The organism is Rhizohabitans arisaemae (assembly GCF_025996515.1).
In the GTDB taxonomy this organism is placed as follows: domain Bacteria; phylum Actinomycetota; class Actinomycetes; order Streptosporangiales; family Streptosporangiaceae; genus Rhizohabitans; species Rhizohabitans arisaemae.
Window position 1 is genome coordinate 72,394 of the sequence record NZ_BLRH01000014.1, and the last position, 20,761, is coordinate 93,154.

Genomic DNA, 20,761 nt, shown 5'->3' on the forward strand with positions numbered 1-20,761 from the left:
CCGAAGCGGAGGACCCGGCGGTTGAGCCCCTGCTCCGCGGACCTCTCGCCACCCCGTACTCAACGGTGTCGGCCGGGGCCGGACCGGAACGCAAGAGCGGACCGAACGGGATATCCGTCCGGTCCGCTCCTGAAGTGGGGGAGTTACCGCCCCGTCTTGGGGGTGTTGACATACGTGCGGAGGAACTTGGCGTTCTTGAGCAGCTCGGCGGCCGGGGTCGCACCGTTCGCCCGGTTACGCTCGGCCAGCTTGATCGCCGACCCGAAGGTGGCCTTCCCGGTCAGCACGCTGTTCGCGTTGTAGACGCCGTGCGCCCAGTTGAGCCAGGAGGCGAGCAGCTCCCGGTCGAAGATCTGCCGCTTGGCGGTGCCGGTGTAGCCGAGCACCGCGGCGGCCCGGGCGAGCGAGCCGGCGTTCCGCAGCTCGGCGAAGACCTTGCTCTGGTTCTGGGCCAGCGTGAGGTAGCACAGGACGCGGGCGTCGGTGAACCTCAGGGTGCCGCGCTTCGCCTCCTTCGCCCACTGGGCCGCACCCAGCGGCCGCGTGCCCGTACCGCGTGCGCATCGGGGCGGCACCGGCGCGGGGTTCGCCACGGGCCCGGTGTAGACGTTGCCGTTGGCGGGCCCCCGGGGAGGCGAGGACGGGGTCGGCGTCGGGGTCGGCGAGGGGGTGGGGGTCGGCGTAGGCGTCGGGGTGGGGGTGGGAGTGGGGGTCGGTGTCCGGGTCTCGCTTGGCTTGGGAGTCGGCGTCCCGCCGTTGGTCGGCTTGGGGGTCGGCGACTCGCCGTCGCTCGGGGAAGGGGTCGGGGTCTTGGTCGCCGTGGGGGTGGGCGTGGGGGTAGGGGTGGGGGTGGCCGTGGGGTTCGGCTTGATCAGCGCCGCGCCGAGGTCGATGCGCTTGGTGACGATCGGCCGGCCGTCGACCGTGTAGGCGATCGGCTTACCGGTCTCCTGCAGCTTGGCCAGCATGGCCGCGATCGTGGCCTCCGGGTTCGCCCGCCGGAGCAGGGCGAAGGCCCCCGCGACGTGCGGCGCGGCGGCCGAGGTGCCGTCCCGCGAGTCCCAGCCGCCGGGTACGGCGGAGACGACGTCGTCGCCGGGCGCGAAGAGGTCGAGCAGCGGGCCCCGGTTGGAGAAGCGGGCCACCCGGTCGTCGTCGTCGGTCGCCCCGACGGTGATCGCGTTGCTGAGGCAGGCGGGGGAGGCGACCCCGGTCCGGCCGTCGTTGCCGGCCGCGACGACGGTCGCCACACCCTTGGCGTAGAGAGCGTCGATCTCGGCCTTGAGCAGTCCGGCGAGGGGGTCGGTGTCACAGGCGCCGGTGTGCCGGCCGAGCCCGAGGCTCAGGTTGACCGCCGCGATCCGGTGGCCGTCCGTCAGCGTCGCGACGTAGGCGAGACCACGCTTGACGTCGGAGGCGAAGGCCATGACGCACTCCTGGCGTTCCCCGGTGTAGGGCTTGCAGTCGTCCTCGTCGAAGCGGCTGAACACCTGGATCGGGATGATGGACGCCCCGGGCGCGACACCGTCGCCGGACCGCCTGTGATCGCGGTCGTCATCGTCATCGTCATCGTCGTCGTCGCGGCGGGTGCCGGAGGTCCGGTCCCCGTCGTGTCCGCCGGATTCGCCACCCTCGCCCGCCGCGATGCCCGCGACGTGCGTGCCGTGGCGGCAGATGTTCGAGCGGCCGTGCTCGCACTCGTCGGTGTCCACGTCCGCGGCGTCCTTGCCGATGGACGAGCTCGCGTCCCGGGGGCAGAGGGAGGAGGTTTCGGCTTCGGAGTCCTTGCTGGAGAAGCAGGCTTCCTGGGTGATCCGGCCGCGGAAGGCCCGGTGGTCGGTGTCGATCCCCGAGTCGACGATCGCGATCGACTGGCCGGAGCCGGTGTTCCCCGCCTTGTGCACCTTGTCGGCGCCGATCAGCTTGACGGTGGAGCTCACCGCGGCGGGGATCGGCACGTCCGGCAGGATCGAGGTGACGGCGGGCTCTTTCTTGAGCTGGTCGAGCGCCTTCTTGTCGAGCTGCATGACGAAGAACGGGTTGTTCTCGGCCTGGGTGGCCACGAACGACTTCTTGGAGACGGCCTCGGCCCGCTCCATCACCCCGGATTTCGCGGCGGCCGAGTTGAGGTGGACGATGGCCCGGATCAGGTTCTTGTCCGTGGCACGCTCCAGAACCGATTCTCCGATGATCGGTACGGCCGTGCCGGCGCTGGCCGCCTGTGCCGTCGGCACCGCGCCGAGCGTGGCCGCGGCGACGGCCGTCGCGGCTATGACGCCGAGTGTTCTGCTGAGTTTCACTGGATGGTTCCTCCTGAGTGGCCGCCGGCGCCTGCGGGCGCCGACCTCTCCCCGCCACATGAAAACGTCTGATTCCCCTGCGAAGACCGCCGGCCTGAGCCGGTGCTAGCCGCGCCCGGTACGGGCGGAGCCGGCGGCCTGTGGCCGTACCGGCCGAAGGTCGCCTGGGTTCGCCCGGGTGGCCGTCGTGGAGTCGGCGCGGCCGGCGGTGGATCGCATGGGCCCCCTCACAGCGATTCGCCGCATGCGCCGTACAAGGCGCGACGAATCTAGATCTCGCGCCTGGCCAAGGGCCGGCGCGGCTCAAGAGTAAGTGGTGATTGGTGGGGCTCCTGAGACCTGTGACCTACCTGTGACTGTCTTTGAGAAACTGTCAGGATTTGTCACTTCGCCGGGCGGAACCAGAGGACGCCCAGCGGGGGCAGGCGGAGCTGAACCGAGCAGGGGAGGCCGTCCCACGGCTCGTCGTCGGCCACGACCGAGCCGAGGTTGCCCACCCCGCCGCCGCCGTACTCCAGGGCGTCGGTGTTGAGCAGTTCCTCCCAGACGCCGGGGCGGGGAAGGCCCAGCCGGTACGTCTCGTGCGGGACGCCGGCGAGGTTGGCGACGCAGACGACGATCGAACCCTGGTCGGAGTAGCGCACGAAGGAGAAGACGTTGCCGGAGGCGTCGTCGGCGTTGATCCAGCGGAAGCCGTTCGGCTGGCAGTCCAGCTCCCAGAGCGCCGGGCTCTGCCGGTAGATCCGGTTGAGGTCGGCGGTGAGCCGCTGCACGCCCCGGTGCCCGTCGAAGTCGAGGACCCACCAGTCGAGCCCGCGCTCCTCCGACCACTCGCCGCCCTGGCCGTACTCCGAGCCCATGAAGAGGAGTTTCTTGCCGGGGTGCGCCCACATGAAGGCGTAGAGCGCCCGGAGGGTGGCGAACCGCTGCCACTCGTCGCCCGGCATCTTGCCGAGGAGCGAGCCCTTGCCGTGGACGACCTCGTCGTGGGAGAGCGGAAGCACGAAGTTCTCGCTGAACGCATACATCAGCGCAAATGTCATCTGATGATGGTGGTACTGCCGATAAATCGGCTCGTGCGAGAGGTACTGGAGCGTGTCGTGCATCCAGCCCATGTTCCACTTGAACCCGAAGCCGAGCCCGCCCAGCTCGGTCGGGAGCGTCACCCCCGGCCAGGCCGTGGACTCCTCGGCGATCGTGACGATGCCGGGGACCTTGCGGTAGCAGACCGCGTTCAGCTCCGTGATGAACTCCACCGCGTCGAGGTTCTCCCGGCCGCCGAAGACGTTGGGGGTCCACTCGCCCTCGCCCCGGGAGTAGTCCAGGTAGAGCATGGAGGCGACGGCGTCCACCCGCAGGCCGTCGACGTGGAACTCCTCCAGCCAGTACACCGCGTTGGCCACCAGGAAGTTGCGCACCTCGCGGCGGCCGAAGTCGAAGACGTAGGTCCCCCAGTCGGGGTGCTCCCCCCGCGAGGGGTCGGCGTGCTCGTACAGGGGGGTGCCGTCGAAGCGGGCCAGGGCCCAGTCGTCCATCGGGAAGTGGGCGGGCACCCAGTCGAGCAGCACGCCGATCCCGGCGGCGTGCAGCCGGTCGATCAGGTGCCGGAAGTCGTCGGGGGAGCCGAACCGGGAGGTCGGGGCGTAGTAGGAGGTGACCTGATAGCCCCAGGAGCCGCCGAACGGGTGCTCGGCGACCGGGAGGAACTCCACATGGGTGAAGCCCATGGAGGTGACGTAGGCGACGAGCTCGGTGGCGAGGTCGACGTAGGTGAGGCCGGGGCGCCACGAACCCAGATGCACCTCGTAGACGCTCATCGGGCCGGTGGTCGGGTCGATCCCGACCCGGCGGCGCATCCACTCGTCGTCGGTCCAGGTGAAGCGGGAGGTGTGGACGATCGAGGCGGTCGCCGGGGGCCGCTCGGTGGCCCTGGCCATCGGGTCGGCCTTGCTCCGCCAGATCCCGTCGGCTCCCAGCACGCTGAACTTGTAGCGGCTGCCCGAGGCCAGGCCGGGGACGAAGAGTTCCCAGACCCCGGAGGACCCCAGGGAGCGCATGGGGAAGCCGGCGCCGTCCCAGTGGTTGAAGTCTCCGACGACCCGGACGCCCCGGGCGTTCGGCGCCCAGACCGCGAAGGCGACGCCGCCGTCGCGCTCGTGCGCGCCGAGCGCCTCCCAGAGCCGCTCGTGCCTGCCCTCGCCGATCAGGTGGAGGTCGATCTCGCCGAGGGTGGGCAGGTGCCGGTAGGCGTCGTCGGTCTCGGTCGTCTCCTCGCCGTACACGGTCCGCAGCCGGTAGTCGGGCACCTTCTCCAAGCCGGGGACGAGGACCTCGAAGACGCCGTCGACGACATGCTCAAGAGGGTGGACGGCGCCGTCGTCCAGGATCGCCTCGACGGAGTCGGCCAGCGGTCGCAACGCCCTGATGGTGACACCGTCAGGCCCGGGATGGGCGCCGAGCAGGGAGTGCGGGTCGTGGTGCGCTCCACCGGCGAGGCGCTGCAGATCATCGCGCATGGCTACCCCTCTTCGCATGTAATTCTGAGCTTGCCCTAACCAGCGGGTTTTTCACCTTTGATCTTTAATCCGGTGGTTTGGTGTTTTCCCGTCAGGTACGGAAGGCGGCAAGCGGGATGGAGACCCAGGACGGGCGGTGCCTGGCCTCGTAGACCACCTCGTAGACCGCCTTGTCGAACTCCAGCGCCCGCAGCAGGATGAGATCCTCCCGGGCGTCCCGGTGCACGGTGGCGTACCCGTCGAGGAACGCCTCCCGGTTCAGGGTGGCCCACTCCTCGGCCCTGCCGTGCAGGCCGCCGTACTCGGCGAACCCCGAGAGCAGGTGCCGGGCCGCGTAGTCGAAGGACCGGAGCATCCCGGCCACGTCCCGCAGCGGCGACGCCAGCGCGCGGCGCTCCCAGAGCGGCTGTCCCGGCTCCCCCTCGAAGTCGAGGATGATCCACTCGGTGAGGGTCCGGAGGACCTGCCCGAGGTGATAGTCGCCGTGCACGCGCTGTACGGCCACGGGCTGGTTGAGCCGGGCGAGTTCGGCGAACGCCTCGGCCGGGAGCGGCGCCAGCGGCGCGAGCGCGGGCACCGCCTCCACCGCTCGGTCGAGCCGGTGCAGCATCGCCTCGGCCATCCGCTTGACCTCGGTCCGGTCGACCGTTTCGGTGGGGAAGGCCGTCGCCAGCTCGGTGTGCATCTCCCCGGTGGCCCGGCCCAGCCGTTCGGACTCGGCGGAGAAGTCGCCGCCCGCGTCGCTCGCCGAGAGCTCCTCTTCGGAGGCGTAGAGGTCGCGGACGCTGGTGAGCGCCAGCGACCACCCGTCGCTGGAGGTGGGCAGGAACCGCTGCAGGATGCCGAGCGTGGTCGGATGGCCGTCCAGCCGGGTCTCGATCCAGCCGTACGGCTCGGCGACATGGGTCGAGCCCGCTTTGGCGAGCGCGGTCACGATCTCCAGTTCGGGGTTGACGCCCGGTACCAGCCGGCGGAACAGCTTGCAGATGTACTCCTCGCCGTAGACCAGCGAGGTGTTGGACTGCTCGGCACCCAGCACCAGGCTCCGGGGCGTGGGGTCGATCTCGGCTCCCTCGACGTGCCGGAAGTCCAGGGAGCCGACCGTGGCGCCGGCGGCCATGGACTCCAGCAGGTGCGCGGTGAGGTCGGCGTCGTGTACGGCGTCGTAGCCGATCATCGAGTCGACCGGTCCGATCACCGCGTGCTTGAGCCGGTCCGGGATCTCCGCGCGGAGCCCGAGCAGAAGCTGGTACCGCGCTTCGTGGACCCCCTGGCGGACGGCCGCGATCAGGTGGCGAAGCCCCGGCTCGGTCTGGAGTTCGACGTCGGAGACGATCGACAGGCTCTCGATGTCATGGCCCTTCCCGGCGAACCAGCGTTGCCCGCCGATCCAGCCCGCGAGGAGCTCCTCAAGTGGTTGCGTGGCCCCTCCCTAGGGAAAGCGCTCTCGGCCGGCGAGAGCCGCCAAGCGCACGCACCGGTCCCGAGCGCGGCCCTCGGTACCGGTGTGTGCGATGGTCTCGTGCGGTGGACTGTGAGGTGTTATACCTCTTCTTCTGCTGTGGCGGGTGTCAAGGTGAACCAGTAGAACCCGTGCCCGGGTAGCGTCAGAAGATAGGGCAATTCCCCAATCGCGGGGAAAGGAACGCCACCCATGCACTCAACTGGCACTACCCCTTCAAAGCGTCTCAAATCCAATTCGACGGGTTGCGGGAAGCGGGACAGGTTGTTCACGCACAGCACCCGGTCGTCCCCGAACTCGCGGACGAAGGCGAGCACGCTGGGGTTGGAGGAGTTGAGCTCGGTGAAGTCCCCCAGGCCGAAGACCGGGTGCCGCTTCCGGATCTCGATCATCTTCCGGGTGAAGTGCAGCAGGGAACCCGGGTTCTTCTGCTGCGCCTCCACGTTGATCGACTGGTATCCGTAGATCGGATCCATGATCACCGGCAGGTAGAGCCGGGCCGGGTCGCACTCGGAGAAGCCGGCGTTGCGGTCCGGGGTCCACTGCATCGGGGTACGGACGCCGTCGCGGTCGCCCAGCCAGATGTTGTCCCCCATGCCGATCTCGTCCCCGTAGTAGAGCACCGGCGAGCCGGGCAGGGAGAGCAGCAGGGCGGTGAAGAGCTCGATCTGGTTCCGGTCGTTGTCCAGCAGCGGCGCCAGCCGGCGGCGGATGCCGACGTTGGCCCGCATCCGCGGGTCCTTGGCGTACTCCGCGTACATGTAGTCGCGCTCTTCGTCGGTGACCATCTCCAGCGTCAGCTCGTCGTGGTTCCGCAGGAAGATGCCCCAGTGGCAGTTCTCCGGGATCTTGGGCGTCTGCGCCAGGATCTCGGAGATGGGGTAGCGCTGCTCCCGCCGTACCGCCATGAAGATCCGCGGCATGAGCGGGAAGTGGAACGCCATGTGGCACTCGTTGCCGCCGGTCATCGGGTCGCCGAAGTACTCCACCACGTCGGCGGGCCACTGGTTCGCCTCGGCCAGCAGCACCCGGTCCGGGTAGAGCCGGTCCACCTCGTGGCGCACCCGCTTGAGGTAGTCGTGGGTCTCCCGGAGGTTCTCGCAGTTGGTGCCGTCCCGCTCGTACAGGTACGGGATGGCGTCCATCCGGAACCCGTCGATGCCGAGGTCCAGCCAGAAGCGCAGCACCTCCAGCATCGCGTCCTGGACCGCCGGGTTGTCGTAGTTGAGGTCCGGCTGGTGGGAGAAGAACCGGTGCCAGTAGTACTGGCCGCGCACCGGGTCGTGGGTCCAGTTGGACGTCTCGGTGTCGATGAAGATGATCCGGGCGTCCTTGTAGAGCTGGTCGTCGTCGTTCCAGACGTAGAAGTCGCCGAAGGGTCCGTCCGGATCGCTCCGGGAGGCCTGGAACCAGGGGTGCTGGTCGCTGGTGTGGTTCATCACCAGGTCGGCGATGACGCGCATCCCTCGTTTGTGCGCTTCCTCAACGAGCTTGATGAAGTCTCCGAGATCCCCAAAGTCAGGGAGGATCTTCATAAAGTCCGCGATATCATAGCCGCCATCTCTTAATGGCGACTGATAAATCGGCAAAAGCCAGATGCAGTCCACGCCGAGCCACTGGAGGTAGTCCAGTTTCTCGATGAGGCCACGAATATCGCCCGTCCCGTCCCCGCTGGAGTCGTAGAACCCGCGGATAAGCACCTCGTAGAAGACGGCGTGCTTGTACCAGTAAGGATCTCTGGGCGTTTCGTGCGTGAACGTGTTGGGAACCGGCTCATGCTGGATCACCTGTGGCTCCACAGTGCTCGAAGTGCTCTGAATATGCGGCGGGTGTTCAGTTGTCGCCCACCCGCCACACCCCCCGACGTCGTGACCGACAAGATCACAGCGAGGAGGTGAGGGCGGCTCTCACGGTGAAGACGTGGGCGGGACTGATGTGCGGGTCAAGACGCACATAGTTGGCCCTGGTCCACCGATATGACGCGCCCGAAAGTTCGTCATCAACGACAAACCCGGCATGCCAGTCAAGGCCGAGCGCGGGCATGTCCAGAGATACCGTCGCCTCGCGGATGTTGTGCGGGTCGAGGTTGACGACGGTCAACACCACGTCGCCGAGCTCTCGCCGTCGTGTGACGAGGTCCTCGGTACCGGGCTGCCGGCTGGTGAAGCTATGACGTTTCGAGAAGCACAGCAGTTCGGGCTGGTCGACGTCGTGGAAATGCAGGTTGCGCAATTCTTGCAGAGCCGGGTGGGCTCTTCGCAACAGATTCAACTGCGTCAGGAATGGGGCAAGACTACGCCCATCCCGTTCGGCTGAGGCCCAATCCCGAGGTCTGTACTGATATTTCTCGCTATCCAGATACTCTTCGCTGCCGGGCCGAATTGGGAGGTTCTCCGCGAGTTCATAGCCGGAGTAGACCCCCCAGGAGGGGGACAGCAGGGCGGCGAGGACGGCCCTGATCTTGAACGCGGGCACCCCGCCGTGCTGGAGGTACTCGTGCAGGATGTCCGGCGTGTTGACGAAGAGGTTCGGGCGGAGGAAGTGCGCGGTGTCGTGCGCCAGCTCGCCCAGGTAGTCCTCGATCTCGGCTCGGGTGTTCTTCCAGGTGAAGTAGGTGTACGACTGGTCGAACCCCACCGCCGCCAGCGTTCGCATCATGGGCGGCCGGGTGAAGGCCTCCGAGAGGAACAGCACGTCGGGGTCGGTCTCCTGGATGTCGGCGATGAGCCGCTCCCAGAACGCCACCGGCTTGGTGTGGGGGTTGTCCACGCGGAAGATCCGCACGTCGTGGTCCATCCAGTACTTCACGACCCGCTTGACCTCGGCGTAGATCCCCTCCGGGTCGGTGTCGAAGTTCAGCGGGTAGATGTCCTGGTACTTCTTCGGCGGGTTCTCCGCGTAGGCGATCGTGCCGTCCGCGCGGATGGTGAACCACTCCGGGTGCTCCTTCACCCAGGGGTGGTCCGGGGAGCACTGAAGCGCGAGGTCGAGCGCGACCTCCATCCCCAGTTCCCGCGTCTGCCGTACAAAGTCATCGAAGTCCGATATGTCGCCCAGGTCTGGGTGAATCGCGTCGTGACCCCCATAGGCCGATCCGATCGCCCAGGGCGATCCGGGATCGCCGGGTTCCGCATGCAACGTGTTGTTGCGTCCCTTGCGGAAGGTCTCGCCGACCGGGTGGATCGGGGGCAGGTAGACGACGTCGAAGCCCATCCGGGCGATCGCGGGCAGCCTCTTGGCCGCGGTCGCGAAGGTGCCGGACCTGGGGAGGCCGGCGCCGTCGAGGAGCGCCCCCTCGGACCGGGGGAAGAACTCGTACCACGAGCCGTAGAGGGCGCGCCGCCGGGCCACGCGCACCCGGAACTTGGGCGAGCGGGTCACCAGCAGCCGGTACGGGTGCGCCGCCAGGAGCTCGACGGTGTCCCGCGCGGTCGCGAGCCTGGCCCGGGGATCGGTGTCCCCGTCGCGCAGGCGCGCCACCACCGCCATCAGGGCGGCCCGGTGGCCGCACGCGGACCTGGCGAGGTCGTTCGGGGCCGAGTCGGTGCCCGCGTCCGTCGCCGTACGGCCGTTCTTCTTGGGTTTTTCGGAAGTCTGTTCGGGTTCGGCCTGGGCAGGGGCGGTGGCCCGGCCTTGGGTGATCGAGCAGTCGCCGGCCCGAACGGCCTTGGCGGCGCGTTCGAACAGCCTGGCCCCCTCCTCCAGCATCAGATCCACGTCGATGGCCCGGGGGATCTTGATGGTGGCGTGGTGGAGCCAGGTCGCGATGGGGTCACTCCACGCCTCGACGTGGAACCGCCACTCGCCCTCGTCGGGCAGCGTGACGTCGACGCTCCAGCGGTCGGTGCTGGGGCCGTTCTCCCGCATGGGGAACAAGCGGCCTTTCAGCCCGTGTGGGTCGGTGAACACGACTCCGGCCGCGACGGCGTCGTGGCCTTCGCGGAAGACGGTCGCGCTCACGGTGAAGGTTTCACCGGCAGCCGCCTTGGCGGCCCGTCGTCCGCAGTCGACGACGGGGTGGATGTCCTGAATTGGGATTCGGCCGATCATCGTGACTTACGGTAGCGGCGACACGCCGGTGTCGCCGGAGGATTCGGGTAAGAATTGATCAAGTGGTCGAGCTTGGTGGCATGGATAGGGTTACCGGTTATCAAGGACGCGCGGCAGCCCGAACGCCCACTCTCCTAAGAGCGGTGTGCCCCAAACTTCCCTCTTCATCCTTGCCTATAAAAGTTGATGATGCGTCACAGTTGCTCGCCTTGCCGGATACGGGTTTTCGGACAGGCTCTCCGGCGGCCGGACCGGAGCCGCCGGAGGATGTCCGGGCGTTTCGGTCGCGGGAGGCGCCATCGAGTAATTAGGGTCAGGCTATGTGAGAGCTATTCGCCGCTTCACCGTGCGCACCGTTCTGCCCGAGCAGCTCGCCCCGCTGAGCGAGCTGGTCCAGAATCTGCGCTGGTCATGGCATCCCGAGACGATGGATCTGTTCGCCGAGGTGGACCCGGAGACCTGGCAGCGGGTGGGACACGACCCCGTCGCCCTGCTCGGGGCCGTCGAGGCCGACCGTCTCGCGGAGCTGGCCCGGGACAGGAGGTTTCTCCGCAGGCTCGCCGATGCGGCCGACGACCTACGCGACTACATAAAGACCCCACGGTGGTATCAATCACTACCAAATCCACCACAAGCGATCGCCTATTTCTCCCCCGAATACGGTGTCGCCGCCGCGCTCCCGCAGTACTCTGGCGGCCTGGGCATTCTTGCGGGTGACCATCTCAAGGCGGCCAGTGATCTCGGCGTCCCCATTGTCGGCGTCGGTTTACTGTATCGACACGGATATTTCACCCAGTCACTCTCCGCTGACGGGTGGCAGCAGGAGGACTACCCCTCGCTCGACCCGGGCGGGCTCCCGCTGACGCTCCTCCGCGAGGAGGACGGCTCGCCCGCACGCATCAGGATCGGGCTGCCCGAGGGCCGGATCCTGCACGCCCAGATCTGGGTGGCCCAGGTGGGCCGGGTGCCGCTGCTCCTGCTCGACTCCTCGGTCGCCGACAACGACGTTCTCGCCCGGGACGTCACCGACCGCCTGTACGGCGGGGGCACCGACCACCGCCTCATGCAGGAACTCCTGCTCGGCGTGGGCGGCGTCCGGGCGATCCGCGCCTACTGCGCGCTCACCGGGCACCCCGAGCCGGAGGTCTTCCACACCAACGAGGGCCACGCCGGTTTCCTCGGCGTGGAGCGCATCCGCGAGCTGACCGAGGGACGCCTCTCCTTCGACGAGGCGCTCGAGCTCGTCCGGGCCGGGACGGTGTTCACCACGCACACCCCGGTGCCGGCCGGGATCGACCGCTTCCCGGTGGGCATGATCGAGCGGCAGTTCGGCGGGGAGAACTCCTGGCCCACGGTTCCGGTGGAGCGGATCGTCGCCCTCGGCGCCGAGCCGGACAGCCCCGGGACGTTCAACATGGCCGTCATGGGCATGCGCCTGGCCCAGCGGGTCAACGGGGTGTCCGAGCTGCACGGCGAGGTCAGCCGGGATATGTTCCAGGCCCTGTGGCCCGGCTTCGACCTGGACGAGGTGCCGATCGGCTCGATCACCAACGGGGTCCACGCGCCCACCTGGGTCGGCCGCGAGCTGATGGAGCAGGCCGGCCGGGAGCTGCCGAACCTGATCACCGAGAAGCAGGGCTGGCAGGGCGCGCGGGAGCTCCCCGACACCGACCTGTGGGCCTTGCGCGGCGTGATGCGGCGGCGTCTGATCGAGGGGGCCCGGGCCCGGTTGCGCGGCTCGTGGCTGGACCGGGGGGCCTCCCGGGCGGAGCTGGGCTGGATCGACGAGGTCCTGGACCCGGAGGCGCTCACCATCGGATTCGCCCGCCGGGTGCCTTCGTACAAGCGGCTCACCCTGATGCTCTGCGAGCCCGGCCGGCTCCGGGACCTGCTGCTCGACAAGGAGCGCCCGGTCCAGATCGTGATCGCCGGGAAGGCGCACCCCGCCGACGAGGGCGGGAAGAAGCTCATCCAGCAGATCGTGGAGTTCGCCGACGCCGAAGAGGTCCGGCACCGGATCGTCTTCCTGCCCGACTACGACATGGCGCTCGGCCAGCTGCTGGTCCAGGGATGCGACGTGTGGATGAACAACCCGCTCCGTCCCCTGGAGGCCTGCGGCACCAGCGGCATGAAGGCGGCGCTCAACGGCGGGCTCAACCTGTCCATCCGCGACGGCTGGTGGGACGAGTGGTACGACGGCGAGAACGGGTGGGCCATCCCCACCGCCGACGGGGTCGTCGACCCCGAGCGCAGGGACGACCTTGAGGCGGCGGCCCTCTACGACCTGATCGAACGTCAGGTGGCCACCCGCTTCTACGACCGGGGCCCGGACGGCCTGCCGGCCCGGTGGCTGGAGATGGTCAAGCACACCCTGCGCACCCTCGGCCCCAAGGTGCTCGCCGGTCGTATGATCCACGACTACGTCACGGATCTCTACGTCCCGGCGGCCCTCTCCGCGCGGGCCCTGACGGGCGACGACCACCAGGCGGCCAAGTCCTTCGCGGCGTGGCGGCTGCGGGTGGCCGCCGCCTGGCCCGGGGTCCGGGTGGAGCACGTGGAGGGGGCCGGGGCGGGGGAGGCGCCGGAGCTCGGCACGGTGCTGCAGGTGGAGGCGACGGTCGCGCTCGGCGACCTCGATCCGCGCGATGTGGCGGTCCAGGCGGTGTACGGCCGGGTTGAGGCGCACGACCAGCTGGTCAAGCCGGCCTACGCCCCGCTTGAGCTGCAGTCCTTCGGCGACGACGGGCGGGCCCGCTACGCGGGGCAGGTGGTCCTCGACCGGACCGGATCCTTCGGCTACAGCGTCCGGGCCGTTCCCGACCACCCGCTGATGGCGTCCCCGGCCGAGCTGGGGCTGATCGCGGTTCCGGAGGAGCCCGCCGGGATGACAAACGGTACATTGCGCTAGTGGGCGACAGTGCGGATCTCGTCATTCTCGGGGCGGGCCCGGCCGGGCTGGCCGCGGCCTGGCGAGCCGCACGTCGTGGCCTCCAGGTCGTGGTGCTGGAGCGTGCGGAGCGGCCCGGCGGACTGTCGGCCGGTTTCGAGGTCGCGGGCGTCCGGGTCGACCACGGGAGTCACCGGCTGCACCCGGCCACCCCGCCCGCGCTCCTCGCCGACCTCGCGGGGCTGCTCGGGGACGACCTCCAGCTCAGGCCGCGGAACGGCCGCCTGCGGATGGCCGGGCGCTGGGTCGGCTTCCCGCTGAAGGCCGGCGAACTCGCCCGTACCCTGCCGAAGGGTCTGCTGCTGCGGGTGGGGCGCGACGCCCTCGCCTCACCCCTGCGCGGCGGGCCGCGCCGGGACACCTTCGCCGAGGTGGTGTGCAGCGGACTCGGCCCGGCCCTGTACGACGCGCTGTACGCGCCGTACGCCGAGAAGCTCTGGGGTCTGCCGGGCGAGCGGATCGACGGGGATCAGGCACGCAAACGCGTCACCGCGGACTCCCCGTGGAAGATGGCCCGCCGGGTGCTGGTCAAGAGCGCCGGGCCGCGCGGCCAGGGCAAGGTGTTCCACTACCCGCGGCGCGGCTTCGGCCAGATCGTCGAGGCCCTCGCCGACGCGGCCGTCGAGGCCGGCGCCGACCTGCGGCTGGGCGTGGCCGCCGGCGGGATCGTGCCCGGGGCCGACGGGGTCCGGGTGGACGGCGTCGAGGCGGACCAGGTGTTCTCCACGATCCCGATGCCGCTGCTGGCGCGGATCGTCGAACCGGGTCCGCCGGAACCGGTGCTGCAGGCGGCCGGTCGGCTGCGGTTCCGGGCGATGACCCTGGTCTACGTGGTGCACGAAGGCGGGCGGTGGACCGGATTCGACGCCCACTACCTGCCGGGGCCCGAGACGCCGGTCACCCGGATCTCCGAACCGGCGAACTACCGGGTGAGCGCCGACGACCCGGTGGACCGGACCGTGCTCTGCTTCGAGATCCCCTGCGCGACGGACGACGAGATCTGGCGCTCCGGCGACGAGGAGCTCGGGGCGCTGGCGCAGGAGTGCCTGGCCGTGACGGGTCTGCCGCCGGTCCGCCGGTCCGCCGTCGTCGTCCGGCGGCTGCCGCACGTCTACCCGGTCTACGAGCTCGGTTACCGCGAGTGTCTGGCCGGCCTGGACGCGTGGGCGCGGACGATTCCCCGGGTGACCACGTTCGGGCGGCTCGGGCTTTTCGCCCACGACAACACCCATCACGCGATGACGATGGGCTACGACGCGGTGGACGCGCTCGGCGTCTCCGGGGTGGACGGCGCGCGATGGAGCCGGGCCCGGGCGCGTTTCGCCAGGCACGTGGTCGAGGACTGAGACCCGCCTTCTGATCTGGGCATAGTGAGGTTAGGCTACCTTTACTAACGTTGTGTGCTCGTTGGGAAGGGGCTCGGGTGGCCGCCATCGTCACCGGATCAGCCGGATTCATCGGCCGCTCCCTCGTCAGGGCATTGCTCGATCGCGGGGAGCACGTCGTCGGCATCGACCGCCTGCACCAGACGATCGAGCCCGGCTTCACCCCGATCACCGCCGACCTGCTGGACGGAGACCCCCGGGTCTACTCCGCGCTGCGGGACGCGGGCGCCGTCTACCACCTGGCGGGCTGCCCCGGGGTGCGCGACCAGGGCGTGGGCATCGGCCGCCGGCGGACCAGGGACAACGTGCTCGCCACCCGGCTGGTCCTCGCCGCGGTGCCCATCGGGGTGCCGCTCGTCGTCACCTCCTCCTCATCGGTGTACGGCGGGGCCCGTGACGGGCGCCCGAGCCTGGAGACCGACCGGATGGACCCGATCGGCGGGTACGCCCGGAGCAAGGCCGAGGTGGAGCGGCTCTGCGCGGTCCGCGGCGGGGTCACCGTGGTGCGGCCGTTCACGGTCGCCGGCGAGGGACAGCGGCCGGACATGGCGCTCTCCCGGTGGATCGCCGCGGCCCGGGCGGGCCGCCCGCTGCGGATACTCGGCTCGCCGGAGCGCACCCGCGACATCACCGACGTCCGGGACACGGTCCGGGCTCTGATCGCCCTGGCCTGGCGGAACGTGGGCGGTGTGGTCAACATCGGGACCGGGGTGGGCCACACCCTGCGCGCGATGGTCAAAGCGGTGGGCGACGCGCTGAACATCCGGCCGGACTGGTACGTCGAGCCCGCCGCGGCGGAGGAGGTCAGCGACTCGCTCGCCGACATCCGGCGCCTCCGCGAGCTCGCCGGCTTCACGCCGGTGACCGATCTCACCGCCGTGGTGGCGCGTCAGGCGGCGTGCCTGGTGGACGCGCGGTGAAACGGTTCGTCCTGGTCGGCGTGGTGGCCACGGTGTCGGCGGCGCTCGGCATCGGGGTGCGTGCCCGGTTCGGCGGCCATGTCGCGGTGGACGAGCCGCAGTACCTGCTTACCGCGCTTTCGATCTTTGAGGACTTCAGCCTCGACATCTCCGACGAGCTCGCCGAACGCCGCTGGGAGCCCTGGGCGGGGTCGTCGCTCCCGGTGCAGACCGAGGTGCTCGCCGACGGGAGCGAGATCAGCCCGCACGACCCGCTCCTGCCGCTGATCCTGGCCGTGCCGATGGGGCTGGGCGGCTGGGTGGCGGCCAAGGCGACGCTCGCCCTGCTCGCCGGGGTCCTCGCGGCGCTCACCCTCTGGACGGCCGAACGGCGGTTCGGGGTGCGGAGCCGGATCGCGGTGCCCGGGGTGGCGATCGCCTTCGCCTCGGCGCCACTGGCGGTCTACGGGCAGCAGGTCTATCCCGAACTGCCCGCCGCGCTGGCGGTGGTGGCCGCGGTCGCCGTGCTCACCGCGCCGGGACCGCTGGCGATCAGGCCGGTCCTGGCCACGCTGGCGCTGCTCACCGCGCTGCCGTGGCTGTCGGTGAAGTACGTCCCGGTCGCGGCGGCGCTCGCCGTGCACGCCCTGATCCGGGTACGCGGACATCGGATCGCCCTGGTCTCGGGGCTGGCGGTGACGGGCGCCGTCTACCTGGCGGTCCACCGGCTGGTCTGGGGCGGCTGGACGGTCTACGCCAGCGGTGACCACTTCCAGGAGTCCGGGGAGTTCGGGGTGATGGGGTTCGAGCCGAATTTCGTCGGCCGGGCGACCCGCCTGGTGGGCCTGCTCGTGGACCGGGGTTACGGCATCGCCGCCTGGCAGCCGCTCTGGCTGCTGCTCCTCCCGGCCGCGGCCGCCCTGCTCCGGTACGGCCGGGGCCGGGTGCTCCTGGCGCCGCTGGCGGCGGGCTGGCTCACCGCGACCTTCCTCGCCCTCACCATGAACGGGTACTGGTGGCCGGGGCGGCAGCTCGTCGTGGTCCTGCCGCTCGCCCTCCTGGCCGTCCTGTGGTTCGTGGACCACTTCCGGCCATGGCGGCCCTGGCTGCCGTGGGTCGCCCTGACCGCCGGTCTGTCGGGTACGGCGGCCTACGCCTGGCTGCTTGCCGACGGGTTCGCCCGGCGTATCACCTGGGTGAGCGGCTTCGAGGACGTGGGTTACCCGATCTATCGGCTCCTCCGTCCGATTCTTCCGGACTACCGCTCGGGGTGGTCGGGCTTCTGGGCCCTCCACCTGCTGTGGATAGGCCTGTCTCTCCTGTTGATCTGGTACGGCCGGCGCGTGTCAGCCGTACTGAACCGAAAGGAACCCGGTAAATGCGAAAAATCGCCCTCTCTGTCATCGCCCTCTTCAGCGCGATGAGCCTCCTGCTCACCGGCTGCGGCGGCGGGGACGACGGCAGCGGCAGCAGCTCCTCCAGCTCATCCCAGTAGACGTTCGAAACACACCCGATCTCGCGCTCAGTCCTGAGCGCGAGATCCGCACGAGAGAAAGCAGTACAAGATGCGCAGGCTTCTGGCCACCGTTCTCGCGTCGGCGACACTTCTGATCAGCGCCTGTGGCGGCGGCGGAGGCGGCGGCGGTGAGGAGAGCTTCGACGACGAGTCCGTGGTGATCTATTCCGGACGCAACAAGAACCTCCTCGGACCCCTCATCGACAAGATGAAGACCGCCACCGGCGTCAACGTCCAGGTCCGGTACGGCGACAGCGCCGAACTCGCCGCCCAGCTCCTGGAGGAGGGCGACCGCACCCGGGCCGACGTCTTCTTCTCCCAGGACGCGGGCGCGCTGGGCGCACTCGCCAAAGAGGGCAGGCTCACCGCGCTCCCGCAGGGCTCGCTGGACAAGGTCCCGGCCAAGTACCGCGCCGCGGACGGCACCTGGGCAGGTGTCTCCGGCCGGTCCCGCGTGATCGTCTACGACCCCCGTGTCCTCCCCGAACAGCCCAAGAGCGTCTTCGAGCTCACCGACCCCAAGTGGTCGGGGAAGGTCGGCTGGGCCCCGACCAACGCCTCCTTCCAGGCCTTCGTCACCGCCCTGCGCGTCGTCCAGGGTGAGGAGAAGGCCAAAGAGTGGCTGACCGCGATGAAGAACAACGGGACCAAGACCTACCCCAACAACGTCGGCATCCTGAACGCGGTGGACGAAGGCCAGATCACCATGGGCCTCATCAACCACTACTACTGGTACGAGAAGGTGGCGGAGAAGGGCGCCGCGGCCGTCCCGTCCAAACTGGCGTTCCTGCCCGGCGGCGACCCCGGCGCCCTGGTCAACGTGGCGGGCGCGGGGATCGTCAAGACCTCCAAGCACGCGGCGAACGCCCAGAAAGTGGTGGACTACCTGCTGGGCGCCGAGGCCCAGAAGTACTTCGCCGACGAGACCAAGGAGTACCCGCTGGTCGCCGGGGTCGCCGTCGACCCGGGCCTGCCCGCGCTGGACTCCCTGAAGGGACCCGAGATCGACCTGGCCCGGCTCGACTCGCTGAGCAAGACCCTGGATCTGCTCAAAGAAGTCGGCCTCGTCTGACCCATGGTCGCTCAGCGCGTGAGGACGGCCCTCCGGCCACCGCCGATCCTGGTCGGTCCGGCGGTGGTCACGGCCGTCCTCGCTCTACTTCCCCTGGTCTATCTGGGCGTCCGGGTGGCCGAAGGCGGCCCGGGCGTGGTCGCGGACGTCGTGCTCCGGCCGCGCACCTTCGAGCTGGTCGCGGCGAGCCTGGGTCTGGCCGCGACGGTGACCGCGCTCTGCGTGGTCCTCGGCGTCTCGCTCGCCTGGCTGGTCGTCCGGACCGACCTGCCGGGGCGCCGGATGTGGTCGGTGCTGGCGGCGCTGCCGCTCGCCGTGCCGAGCTATGTGGCCGCCTACACCTGGGTCGCGGCGTTCCCGTGGCTTGAGGGGTTCGCCGGCTCGGTGCTCGTCCTCACCCTGGTGAGCTACCCGTACGTGTACCTGCCGGTCGCGGCCGCGCTCGCCCGGCTCGATCCGGGGATGGAGGACGTGGCCCGCTCGCTCGGGCGGAGCCGCTTCGGCGTCGTGATCCGCCAGCTCCGTCCCTCCGTCGCCGCGGGCGGGCTCCTGGTCGCGCTCTACGTCCTGGCGGAGTTCGGCGCGGTCTCCATCATGCGGTTCGACGTGTTCACCACGGTGATCTACACCTCGTACCGGGCGAGCTTCGACCGGACGCCCGCGGCCGTACTCGGCGGGGTCCTCGTGCTGATCACCCTTGTGATCATGATGTTGGAGGCGAGGTCCCGCGGGCGCGCGGCCTACGCGTCCAGGAGCGGCACCCCGCGGCGGCCCACCCCGATCCCGCTGGGCGCCTGGCGCGGTCCGGCGCTGGCCTGGTCGGGCCTGGCCGCCGCCCTCGCCGTCGCCTTCCCGCTGGTCAGCATCGGCTACTGGCTGCTGCAAGGGTCCTCCACCCGGCTGGATCCGGGCGCGCTCGGGCAGGCCGCGATCGCCACCCTCGGCGTCTCCGCCGGGGGAGCCCTGCTCACCACCGTCCTCGCGGTACCCGTCGGGATCCTCGCGGCGCGGTACCGCACCCGGTTCGCCGCCTTCCTGGAGCAGTCCACCTACCTGGTGCACGCCCTTCCCGGGATCGTGATCGCCCTCGCCTTCGTGTTCTTCGCCGTCCGCTACGCCTACCCGCTCTACCAGCGCACCCCGCTCCTGGTGCTCGCCTACGCGGTGCTGTTCCTGCCCGCGGCCGTCGGAGCGGTCCGGGCCTCGGTCATGCAGTCGCCTCCGGTCCTTGAGGAGGTGGCCCGATCCCTGGGCCGCCGCCCGTCGGCCGTGGTGCGGACGGTCACACTGCCGCTCGCGCTCCCCGGCGTCCTCGCCGGGGCCGCCCTCGTCTTCCTCACCTGCATGAAGGAGCTCCCGGCGACCCTCATGCTCCGGCCCACCGGGATGGAGACCCTCGCCACCGAGCTGTGGACGCAGACCGGGTCGGGGGCGTACGGGGCCGCCGCGCCGTACGCCGCCCTGCTTATGGTGCTCGCCGCGATCCCCGGCTACCTGCTTGGACGGAGAAGTCATTGAGCATGCTCGTCGCCCGGAACATCACCAAGCGGTTCGGCGCCGTGGAGGTCCTGCGGGGGGTGGGCCTGACCGTCTCCGACGGAGCCTTCGCCGCCGTCCTCGGCCCGTCCGGCTGCGGGAAGACCACGCTGCTGCGGATCGTCGCGGGTTTCGAACGGGCCGACTCCGGCTCGGTGTCGATCGGCGGCCGATCGGTGGGGGACCTGCCGCCCGAGCGGCGGAAGGTGGGGATCGTCCCGCAGGAGGCCGCCCTCTTCCCGCACCTCACCGTGTCACGAAACGTCGGGTACGGGCTGCCGCGGGGCTCCCGGGAGCGGATCGAGGAGATGCTCGGCCTGGTGGGCCTCGCCGGGTTCGGCGACCGTATGCCGCACGAACTCTCCGGCGGCCAGCAGCAGCGGGTCGCGCTCGCCCGGGCCCTGGCCCCCGGCCCCGGGGTGGTCCTCCTCGACGAGCCGTTCAGCGCGCTCGACCGGGGGCTGCGCTCGGTGGTCCGCGACGACGTCCGCGACGTGCTCAAACGGGCCGGGGCGACGGCCGTGCTCGTCACCCACGACCAGGAGGAGGCGCTCTCCATGGCCGACGAGGTCGCGGTCATGCGCGAGGGCCGGATCGTCCAGGTCGGCACACCCGCCGCGGTCTACGGGACCCCCGCCGACCTGCGGGTGGCCACCTTCGTCGGCGAGGCCGTGGTGCTCCCCGCCTCGGCTTCCGGCGGCGCCGCCGACTGCGCCCTCGGCCGGATTCCGGTACGGACCGGAGCCGTGGCCGGGAACGGAGGCACCTCGCCCGCTGCGGGCCACGTCGCGCTCCGGCCCGAGCAGTTCCGGCTCGGGCACCCGGGCGACGACCGGCTGCGCGGCCGGGTGGAGCGGGTGGAGTTCTTCGGCCACGACGCGGTCGTCACCGTCCGGCTCCCGCAGATGCCCGCGCCGGTTCGGGCCCGTACGGCCGGCGAGGCGCCCTACCACCCCGGGGACGAGGTCGGGGTGCACGTGGAAGGGGCCGCGCTCTTCTACCGGGAGGGGTGAGGCCACGACACATCGTGGGCGGATCTCTCACCTGGGCGTGATGACGGTTATGGTTACGCCACGTG

General features: G+C 70.1%; 12 protein-coding genes. 7 read left to right on the forward strand and 5 right to left on the reverse strand.

The genetic code is table 11. The features are described 5' to 3' along the window. Window positions 1–143: 143 nt before the first annotated feature. The 5 genes from RUR_RS06995 to RUR_RS07015 form a co-directional block, all read right to left on the reverse strand. Window positions 144–2,300 carry a S8 family peptidase gene (locus tag RUR_RS06995; protein WP_283134090.1) on the reverse strand — a complete coding sequence of 719 codons (2,157 nt, stop codon included), beginning with the start codon at window positions 2,298–2,300 and terminating at the stop codon, window positions 144–146. Between the two features lie 383 nt (window positions 2,301–2,683). Beyond that, window positions 2,684–4,816, reverse strand: a complete 2,133-nt coding sequence (gene glgB / locus RUR_RS07000) for a 1,4-alpha-glucan branching protein GlgB (protein ID WP_283134091.1) — start codon at window positions 4,814–4,816, stop codon at window positions 2,684–2,686. 91 nt (window positions 4,817–4,907) lie between these two features. Next, a complete protein-coding gene (locus tag RUR_RS07005; protein WP_283134349.1) occupies window positions 4,908–6,206 on the reverse strand; it encodes a maltokinase N-terminal cap-like domain-containing protein in 1,299 nt (432 codons plus the stop codon). Window positions 6,207–6,358: 152 nt separating this feature from the next. Next, window positions 6,359–8,065 (reverse strand): maltose alpha-D-glucosyltransferase, encoded by a 1,707-nt coding sequence (gene treS, locus RUR_RS07010; protein ID WP_428846976.1) that lies wholly within the window; start codon window positions 8,063–8,065, stop codon window positions 6,359–6,361. A 94-nt stretch (window positions 8,066–8,159) separates the two neighbouring features. Next, window positions 8,160–10,328, reverse strand: a complete 2,169-nt coding sequence (locus RUR_RS07015) for an alpha-1,4-glucan--maltose-1-phosphate maltosyltransferase (protein ID WP_283134092.1) — start codon at window positions 10,326–10,328, stop codon at window positions 8,160–8,162. A gap of 322 nt (window positions 10,329–10,650) precedes the next feature. Between RUR_RS07015 and glgP the strand changes: the two genes are divergently transcribed. The 7 genes from glgP (at window position 10,651) to RUR_RS07050 (ending at window position 20,696) form a co-directional block, all read left to right on the forward strand. After that, on the forward strand, window positions 10,651–13,236 hold the full coding sequence (glgP, locus tag RUR_RS07020; RefSeq protein ID WP_283134093.1) for an alpha-glucan family phosphorylase: 2,586 nt from the start codon (window positions 10,651–10,653) through the stop codon (window positions 13,234–13,236). After that, window positions 13,236–14,621: an FAD-dependent oxidoreductase gene (locus tag RUR_RS07025; protein ID WP_283134094.1), complete on the forward strand. Its 1,386-nt coding sequence runs from the start codon at window positions 13,236–13,238 to the stop codon at window positions 14,619–14,621. The genes glgP and RUR_RS07025 overlap by 1 nt, the downstream gene beginning before the upstream one ends. A gap of 77 nt (window positions 14,622–14,698) precedes the next feature. Further along, entirely contained in the window at window positions 14,699–15,580 is an 882-nt protein-coding gene (locus tag RUR_RS07030; protein ID WP_283134095.1) for an NAD-dependent epimerase/dehydratase family protein, read from the forward strand. After that, a complete protein-coding gene (locus tag RUR_RS07035; RefSeq protein WP_283134096.1) occupies window positions 15,577–16,983 on the forward strand; it encodes a hypothetical protein in 1,407 nt (468 codons plus the stop codon). Before RUR_RS07030 ends, RUR_RS07035 begins: the two co-directional genes overlap by 4 nt. 141 nt (window positions 16,984–17,124) lie before the next feature. Further along, entirely contained in the window at window positions 17,125–18,147 is a 1,023-nt protein-coding gene (locus tag RUR_RS07040; RefSeq protein ID WP_283134097.1) for an iron ABC transporter substrate-binding protein, read from the forward strand. An 18-nt stretch (window positions 18,148–18,165) separates the two neighbouring features. Beyond that, entirely contained in the window at window positions 18,166–19,665 is a 1,500-nt protein-coding gene (locus RUR_RS07045) for an ABC transporter permease (protein WP_283134098.1), read from the forward strand. A gap of 2 nt (window positions 19,666–19,667) precedes the next feature. Next, window positions 19,668–20,696: an ABC transporter ATP-binding protein gene (locus RUR_RS07050; RefSeq protein WP_283134351.1), complete on the forward strand. Its 1,029-nt coding sequence runs from the start codon at window positions 19,668–19,670 to the stop codon at window positions 20,694–20,696. The last annotated feature ends 65 nt before the right edge of the window (window positions 20,697–20,761 follow it).